This window comes from Arthrobacter sp. Y3223164, from assembly GCF_059091005.1.
The window spans coordinates 1-8245 of the sequence record NZ_JBNHGF010000095.1; the positions used below are offsets into that span (position 1 = coordinate 1).

Genomic DNA, 8245 nt, shown 5'->3' on the forward strand with positions numbered 1-8245 from the left:
GGACCCGCTGCAGGACGCGGCGGACCGCGGCGCCGAGTTCGTCCGCCGGCTGACCGCGAAGCGCACCGCGGTGGGGCAGTTGCTGATGGACCAGAACGTGGTGGCCGGAGTCGGGAACGTCTACCGCGCGGAGACGCTGTTCCGCCGCGGGCTGAACCCGTGGCTGCCCGGGCAACGTGTCCCGCCGGCGGAAGCGGCGCTGTTGTGGGCAGACATCGAGGCCGTCATGCGCGACGGAGTCCGCGACGGCAAGATCATCACCACCCGCCCCGAACACCGCGACGCCGAGGCCGCCGGCCGCTCGCTGCCGGTCTGGCCGGACAACGCCCACTACGTGTACAAGCGGCAGGGGATGCCGTGCCGGCTGTGCGGGACGCCGGTCGCCGTCACGGACATGGCCGCCCGCAAGCTGTACTGGTGCCCAACCTGCCAGCGGGCCTGAAGCGTTCGGGCCGCAGCCTGCCTCCCTGCGCCGCCGGCGCGCCCGCCTTCCCTACACCGCCGACGGGTTCACACAGGCCACCCAAATTTTCGTCATTGCAGGGTTTATCGGCCAACGCAGGGTCCATAGCCCCTGCTCTCGACGATTTACCCTGCAACGGATGAGTCGGGGTAGGGGCGCATGGTTCCCCCGGGTCGCGGCGCACTGTTTCCGCCGCGTCGGGGCGCCCTCCGATTTGTCGAACGGGCCCGCCCTCGTGCTAAAGTTTCAACGTCCTCGGGGATGTAGCTCAATGGTAGAGCCTCAGTCTTCCAAACTGATTACGCGGGTTCGATTCCCGTCATCCCCTCGCGTCAGGGAGGCGGTCCGGCACGGGCCGCCTTTTCTGTTCGCAGCCGATTCAGTCATGCGACGTGTGCTGGCGGCGTCCGGTTGCGCGGTGATTGTGCCGCAGGCCGGGAATGCCCGTAGACTTGCGTGTGCACTACGGGGCGTAGCGTAGTGGCTAGCGCGCCTGCTTTGGGAGCAGGAGATCGCAGGTTCGAGTCCTGTCGCCCCGACTCTGTATTCTTGGTGCAGATTTAACCCCAATAGCAATCAGGAGTTCTAACGCTGTGAAGAGCGCTGTCGAAAACCTCACCCCTACCCGGGTCAAGCTCAATGTTGAGGTCCCCTTTGAGGAACTGAAGCCCAGCATCGACGCGGCGTACAAGACCATCGCGAGCCAGATCCAGGTTCCGGGCTTCCGCAAGGGCAAGGTTCCGGCGAAGCTGATCGACCAGCGCGTGGGCCGCGGCTACGTGATCGAGACGGCGATTAACGAGGGGCTGAACGGCTTCTACCAGGGCGCCGTCGAAGAGACCGGCATCCGCCCGCTGAGCCGCCCCGAGGTTGAAATCACTGAGGTCCCCGACCCGGCCGCCACCGAGGGCCAGCTCGCCTTCCACGTCGAGGTCGACGTCCGCCCCGAGATCGAGCTGCCCGAGTACGCCGGCCTCGAGGTCACCGTCGAAGCTACCGAGGCTTCCGAGGAAGACATCCAGAAGGCGCTGGACGACCTGCGCGGCCGCTTCGGCACCCTGAAGAGCGTTGACCGTCCGGCCGTTGCCGACGACTTCATCACCATGGACCTGTCCGCCAAGGTGGACGGCGAAGAGGTGGACTCCGCCGCGGACCTGTCCTACCAGGTGGGCGCCGGCACCATGCTGGAGGGCCTGGACGAGGCCGTTACCGCGCTGAGCGCCGGCGAGGACGCCACCTTCGAGACCAAGCTTGCCGGCGGCGAGCACGCCGGCAAGGACGCCACGGTCACCGTGAAGGTCAAGGCCGTCAAGGAGCGCGAGCTTCCCGAGGCCGACGACGACTTCGCCCAGCTGGCCAGCGAGTTCGACACCATCGCCGAGCTGAAGGAAGACCTCGCCAAGCAGGCCGCCGACGCCAAGATCATGGAGCAGGGCGTCGAGGCCCGCGACAAGGTGCTGGACAAGCTGATGGAACTGGTCGAGGTTCCGGTTCCGGACTCCGTCGTCGAAGAGCAGATGGAACAGCACTTCCGCCCGGAGAACAGCCACGGTGAAGACCACGACACCGAGGAGCACCGCGCCGAGGTCCGCGAGAACACCGAGAAGGCCTTCCGCAACGAAATCGTGCTCGACGCCGTGGCCGACAAGGAAGAGCTGGGCGTCAGCCAGGCCGAGCTGATCGACTACATCGTGTCCTCCGCCGGCCAGTACGGCATGGACCCGAACCAGTTCGCGCAACTGCTGGACCAGTCCGGCCAGGTCGGCATGATGGTGGGCGAGGTCCGCCGCCGCAAGGCCCTGGCCAAGGTGCTGGAGCTGGCCAAGGTCACCGACACGAACGGCAACGAGGTGGACCTGAGCGACTTCGTCCGCCCCGCCGGCGAAGAAGAGCCCAACGTCGAAGACATGATCCAGGCCGCCGAGGCCGAGGCCGCCAACGCCGAGGCCGGAGAAGCCGAAGCTGACGCGGCCGACACCGAGTCGATCGAAGACACCGACGCCGCCGAAGAGGCCGCCGAGGACGCACCGAAGAAGTAGTAGCGGCGCTGCCGCAGGTCGGACCGCCGGATCCCCTTTACGGGGAACCGGCGGTCCGCCGCTTTAATTCCCGCGCACGACGACGGTGCCCCGCTCCGGTGCGCGGGCTTCCCTCCCTGATCGGCGGCGGCCGAGCCGGCGGAACCGGGCCCCTTTCCCTCCCTGACCGGCGGCGGCCGTGCCCGTGGAACCGGGCCCCCGCCTCGGGCGAGTGTGCCCCAAAGGTCGCTCCGCCGTCGTCATTTTCTGCTGCCGGCAGAGCGCTTTCCCGCGCCCTCACGGGCCTGATGCGCCGTCAGCGAACAGCGCGCCGTGCGGGAGGAATCGGGCAGCGGAACACGTTACTGTCCAAGTAGGTAAACGACCTTAGGGCCGCCGGTGACGGTACCGCCCGGGGAAGAAGCGAGAGGTATTTCAGCATGTCGAATGAATCCGCCACTCCGAGAATGGCTTCGGTCGAAGCGGCCAGCCGCGAAGACTACATCTACAACCGCCTGCTCAAAGAACGCATCATCTGGCTGGGCTCCGAGGTGCGCGACGAGAACGCCAACGCCATCTGCTCGCAGCTGCTGCTGCTCTCGGCCGAGGACCCGGAGAAGGACATCTACCTCTACATCAACTCGCCCGGCGGGTCGGTGACCGCCGGCATGGCCATCTACGACACCATGAAGTTCATCCCGAACGACGTGGTGACCGTGGCCACCGGCCTCGCGGCCTCCATGGGCCAGTTCCTGCTCTCCTCGGGCACCAAGGGCAAGCGCTACGCCACCCCGCACGCGCGCATCCTGATGCACCAGCCCTCCGGCGGCATCGGCGGCACGGCCTCCGACATCAAGATCCAGGCCGAACTGATCCTGCACATGAAGCAGGTCATGGCCGAACTGACCGCCGAGCAGACCGGCCAGTCGGTGGAGCAGATCCTGATCGACAACGACCGCGACAAGTGGTTCACGGCCGAGGAAGGCCTGGCCTACGGCTTCTTCGACAAGATTTCGGCCCACGCCGGCGGCGTTTCCGGCGGCGGCGGGACCCAGGGCGGCTCCGCCTCCCAGGATTCCTGAGCCTACGCGCCACCGACCCGAATACAAGCAGGAGAATCTCATGGACTACAACTTCGGTGCCGCTGCCGGCGGTTTCGCCGCCAACATGCCGCAGAACCGCTATGTGCTGCCCCAGTTCGAGGAGCGCACCCCCTACGGCTTCAAGCGCCAGGACCCCTACACCAAGCTGTTCGAGGACCGGATCATCTTCCTGGGCGTCCAGGTCGACGATGCCTCGGCCGACGACGTCATGGCCCAGCTGCTGGTCCTCGAGTCGACGGACCCGGACCGCGACATCACCATCTACATCAACTCGCCGGGCGGCTCGTTCACCGCGATGACCGCGATCTACGACACCATGCAGTACATCCGCCCGGAAATCCAGACCGTGTGCCTGGGCCAGGCGGCCAGTGCCGCGGCCGTGCTGCTGGCAGCGGGCACCCCGGGCAAGCGGCTGGCCCTGCCGAACGCCCGCGTGCTGATCCACCAGCCGGCGCTGGGCGGCGGCGAACACGGTCAGGCCTCCGACCTGCAGATCCAGGCCGACGAGGTCATGCGGATGCGCAAGTGGCTGGAAGACGCGCTGGCCATGCATTCGGGCAAGGACGCCGCGCAGGTCAACAAGGACATCGAGCGGGACAAGATCCTCACGGCCGCGGGTGCCTTGGAATACGGGCTGATCGACCAGGTGCTCGACTCCCGCAAGATCCACAAACCGGCGATCACCAAGTAAGTACCGTAAAATAGTCTCAATGCCTGCACTGCCCGTGGCGCGTCATATCGCACCGCGGGCAGTGTTGTTACTGAAACTGTCGGCGCAGTGAATTAGAGTTGTTGTCAGCTGGCCTCGGCGGCGCGGCGACTGTCCGGCAATTGTTCGGGCGGCGCAGCGGCCGCGGCACAGCTGCCGACGTAGACCAAGTAAGGGGACGGATATGGCTCGCATAGGTGAGAGCGCTGACCTGCTCAAGTGCTCTTTCTGCGGCAAGAGCCAGAAACAGGTCCGCAAGCTGATCGCCGGCCCCGGCGTGTACATCTGCGACGAATGCATTGAGCTCTGCAACGAGATCATCGAAGAGGAGCTGGCCGAGGTGTCGGACCTGGGCAGCTTCGAACTGCCCAAGCCGCGGGAGATCTTCGACTTCCTGCAGGAATACGTGATCGGCCAGGAGCCCGCCAAGCGTGCGCTGGCCGTGGCGGTCTACAACCACTACAAGCGGATCCAGTCCGGGCATGCGCCCAAGGGGACCGCCAACCTCTCCGATGCCAGCCCGCTGGAGGACGTGGAAGTTTCCAAGTCCAACATCCTGCTGATCGGGCCCACCGGCTGCGGCAAGACCTACTTGGCCCAGACGCTGGCCCGCCGGCTGAACGTCCCGTTCGCCGTTGCGGACGCCACGGCGCTGACCGAAGCCGGCTACGTGGGCGAAGACGTGGAGAACATCCTGCTCAAGCTCATCCAGGCCGCCGATTACGACGTGAAAAAGGCCGAGCAGGGCATCATCTACATCGATGAAATCGACAAGATCTCGCGCAAGAGCGAGAACCCGTCCATCACCCGTGACGTCTCCGGGGAGGGCGTCCAGCAGGCGCTGCTGAAGATCCTCGAGGGCACGGTCGCGTCCGTGCCGCCCCAGGGCGGCCGGAAGCATCCGCACCAGGAATTCATCCAGATCGACACCACCAACGTGCTGTTCATCGTCGCCGGCGCCTTCGCCGGGCTGGAGGAGATTATTGGCTCACGGGCCGGCCGCAAGGGCATCGGCTTCGGCGCCCCGCTCAAGGACGCGGCGGGGGAGAAGGACAGCTACGGCGAGGTCATGCCCGAAGACCTGCTGAAGTTCGGCCTGATCCCGGAGTTCATCGGCCGCCTGCCGGTGATCACCACGGTGTCCAACCTGGACCGCCCGGCCTTGATCAAGATCCTGACCGAACCGAAGAACGCCCTGCTGCGCCAGTACCAGAAGATGTTCCAGCTGGACGGCGTGGAACTGAGCTTCGAGCAGGAAGCGCTGGAGGCCGTGGCAGACCTCGCGCTGGAACGGGGCACCGGCGCCCGCGGGCTGCGCGCGATCATCGAAGAGACCCTGCAGCCGGTCATGTTCGACCTGCCCAGCCGCGAGGACATCGCCTCCGTCGTGATCACCGCGGAGGTGGTGCTGAACAAGGCGGAACCGGCGCTGATCTCCCACGACGTGGTCGCCAAGCGTCGGAACAAGTCGGCCTGACACTGCACTGCTCCGGACCACCGGACGATCGATCGAGGACCAGACAAGGGGACACACTATGGCCCGGACCGGCGGAAGCGCAGAGCTGCTCACGTGCTCGTTTTGCGGCAAGAGCCAGAAGCAGGTGAAGAAGCTGATCGCCGGCGGCGGCGTGTACATTTGCGACGAATGCGTCGGGCTGTGCAACGAACTGCTGGAGGAAGAATTCGGCGCCGGTGCCGCCTCCGAGCTGCTGGAGCTGCCCAAGCCCCGGGAAATCTACGGCTTCCTGCAGGAGTACGTGATCGGCCAGGAACCCGCCAAGCGTGCCCTGGCCGTGGCCGTGTACAACCACTACAAGCGCATCCGCTCCGGCCACGCCGCTACGGGCAGCGCCGGCCTGGCTGCCGCCGGCGGGCTCCAGGATGTGGAGATCGCCAAGTCGAATGTCCTGCTGATCGGCCCCACCGGCTGCGGCAAGACCTACTTGGCCCAGACGCTGGCCCGCCAGCTGAACGTGCCGTTCGCGGTGGCGGACGCGACGTCGCTGACCGAAGCCGGTTATGTGGGCGAGGATGTGGAGAACATCCTGCTCAAGCTGATCCAGGCCGCCGGCAACGACATCAAAAAGGCCGAGCAGGGCATCATCTACATCGACGAGATCGACAAGGTGACCCGCAAGAGCGAGGGCCCCTCGATCACCCGCGACGTCTCCGGTGAAGGCGTGCAGCAGGCCCTGCTGAAGATCCTGGAAGGAACCGTCGCTTCGGTGCCACCGCAGGGCGGGCGGAAGAACCCGCAGCAGGAGTTCCTCCAGATCGACACCACCAACATCCTCTTCATCGTCGCCGGGGCCTTCGCCGGCCTGGAAGAAATCATCGGCTCGCGGGCCGGACGCAAGGGCATCGGCTTCGGCGCGCCGCTCAAGGACGCCGTCGCCCAGCAGGACAACTACGGCGAAGTCATGCCCGAAGACCTGCTCAAGTTCGGGCTGATCCCGGAGTTCATCGGCCGCCTGCCGGTGATCACCACCGTGGCCGAGCTCGACAGGCCTGCGCTGATCCGGATCCTCACCGAGCCGAAGAACGCGCTGATCCGCCAGTACCAGAAGATGTTCCAACTGGACGGCGTAGAGCTGTCCTTCGAGCAGGACGCCCTGGAAGCGGTTGCCGACCTGGCGCTGGAACGCGGAACCGGCGCGCGGGGCCTCCGGGCCATCATGGAAGAAACTCTGCAGCCGATCATGTTCGACCTGCCCGGCCGCGACGACATCGCCACCGCCGTGATTACGGCCGAGACGGTCCTGACCGGGGCGGACCCCACCTTCATCCCGCACGACGTCGAAGCCATCCGCCGCCGCGATTCCGCCTGACCGCCCGTATCGGGGGCGCAGTTGCACGGGCACCTGCCGGGTCGGCGGAACAAAACTGCCGGCGCGGCAGTTACCCACAACAGTACGTATAACCAGTCCTCAAGAAGGAGTTCTTGCCGTATGTCTGAAAGCGCTGCGCCGTCCACCGTTGACTTCTGGTTCGATCCGGCCTGTCCGTTCGCCTGGATCACCTCCCGCTGGATGCTGGAGGTGGAGAAGGTCCGCGACGTCAAGGTCGACTGGCACGTGATGAGCCTGGCCGTGCTCAACGACGGTCGCGACGAGCTGCCGGAGGAGTACAAGGAATTCCTAAAGAAGGCGTGGGGCCCGGTCCGCGTGATCATCGCCGCCCGTGAACTGCACGGCGAGGCCTACGTGGGGAAGCTCTACGACGCCATGGGCACCCGCATCCACAACGAGGGCAACAAGGACTATGAGGCCGTGACTGCCGCCGCGCTGGAAGAGGTCGGCCTGCCCGCCGACCTGGCCCGTTTCGCCACGTCCGACGAATATGACGAGCAGCTGCGCGCCAGCCACGAAGAAGGCATCTCCAAGGTGGGCGACGAAGTCGGCACCCCGGTCGTGGCCTTCAACGGCACCGCCTTCTTCGGGCCGGTGCTGACCCGCATCCCGCGCGGCGAAACCGCCGGAAAGATTTTCGACGGCGCCGTGGCCCTGGCCGAGTTCCCGTACTTCTACGAGATCAAGCGCTCCCGGACCACCAGCCCCGAGTTCGACTAACCGTTCGGGCCTGGAGCGAACGCCTCAAGCGGGCGTCGTCCGCGGGACCCAGACGCCGCCGGCCGGCGCGCCCTGGTTTCGGAAAACAATCCGCGAAACTATGGCGTGTCGGCTTGCGCAGGAGTATAAATATCTATACGCATCCCCCAAAAGATGCGGGACCGAACACCAAAGATTCAGTGACAAGTAGTGGACCAGTTCCACAAACTGCCAGCCTGTGACGAGGCTCGGAAGACCTGAAGATCGGCGGAGTTCGCGAGACCCAAAGCGTCACCTTTGGATCAAAGAGTCGAAGCCCCACCAACGGCGAAACGCTGATGGGGCTTCCCCTCGTTAACGGGCCGGAACCGGCTGCCGAACGGCCTGGAGCCAGCCAGTGGGCA

7 protein-coding genes and 2 tRNA genes are annotated in these 8245 nt (G+C 65.9%); all 9 read left to right on the forward strand.

What is annotated here, in order from left to right; translation table 11 throughout:
* Positions 1-442, forward strand: a 442-nt coding sequence (locus AC5RUJ_RS07170) for a zinc finger domain-containing protein (RefSeq protein ID WP_494155711.1), incomplete at its 5' end; no start/stop codon positions are given.
* A 278-nt stretch (positions 443-720) separates the two neighbouring features.
* Positions 721-791, forward strand: a tRNA-Gly gene (locus tag AC5RUJ_RS07175).
* Between the two features lie 138 nt (positions 792-929).
* Positions 930-1002 (forward strand) — tRNA-Pro (locus tag AC5RUJ_RS07180).
* 54 nt (positions 1003-1056) lie between these two features.
* On the forward strand, positions 1057-2502 hold the full coding sequence (gene tig, locus AC5RUJ_RS07185) for a trigger factor (protein ID WP_493999880.1): 1446 nt from the start codon (positions 1057-1059) through the stop codon (positions 2500-2502).
* 446 nt (positions 2503-2948) lie between these two features.
* On the forward strand, positions 2949-3563 hold the full coding sequence (locus tag AC5RUJ_RS07190; RefSeq protein ID WP_494022979.1) for an ATP-dependent Clp protease proteolytic subunit: 615 nt from the start codon (positions 2949-2951) through the stop codon (positions 3561-3563).
* A gap of 40 nt (positions 3564-3603) precedes the next feature.
* Positions 3604-4275: an ATP-dependent Clp protease proteolytic subunit gene (locus AC5RUJ_RS07195; RefSeq protein WP_493977440.1), complete on the forward strand. Its 672-nt coding sequence runs from the start codon at positions 3604-3606 to the stop codon at positions 4273-4275.
* A 202-nt stretch (positions 4276-4477) separates the two neighbouring features.
* Entirely contained in the window at positions 4478-5770 is a 1293-nt protein-coding gene (gene clpX / locus AC5RUJ_RS07200) for an ATP-dependent Clp protease ATP-binding subunit ClpX (protein WP_494049859.1), read from the forward strand.
* 58 nt (positions 5771-5828) lie between these two features.
* Positions 5829-7121 (forward strand): ATP-dependent Clp protease ATP-binding subunit ClpX, encoded by a 1293-nt coding sequence (gene clpX / locus AC5RUJ_RS07205; protein ID WP_494128216.1) that lies wholly within the window; start codon positions 5829-5831, stop codon positions 7119-7121.
* Between the two features lie 120 nt (positions 7122-7241).
* Positions 7242-7862, forward strand: coding sequence for a mycothiol-dependent nitroreductase Rv2466c family protein (locus AC5RUJ_RS07210; RefSeq protein ID WP_493999877.1), 621 nt, complete (start codon positions 7242-7244; stop codon positions 7860-7862).
* Positions 7863-8245: the final 383 nt, after the last annotated feature.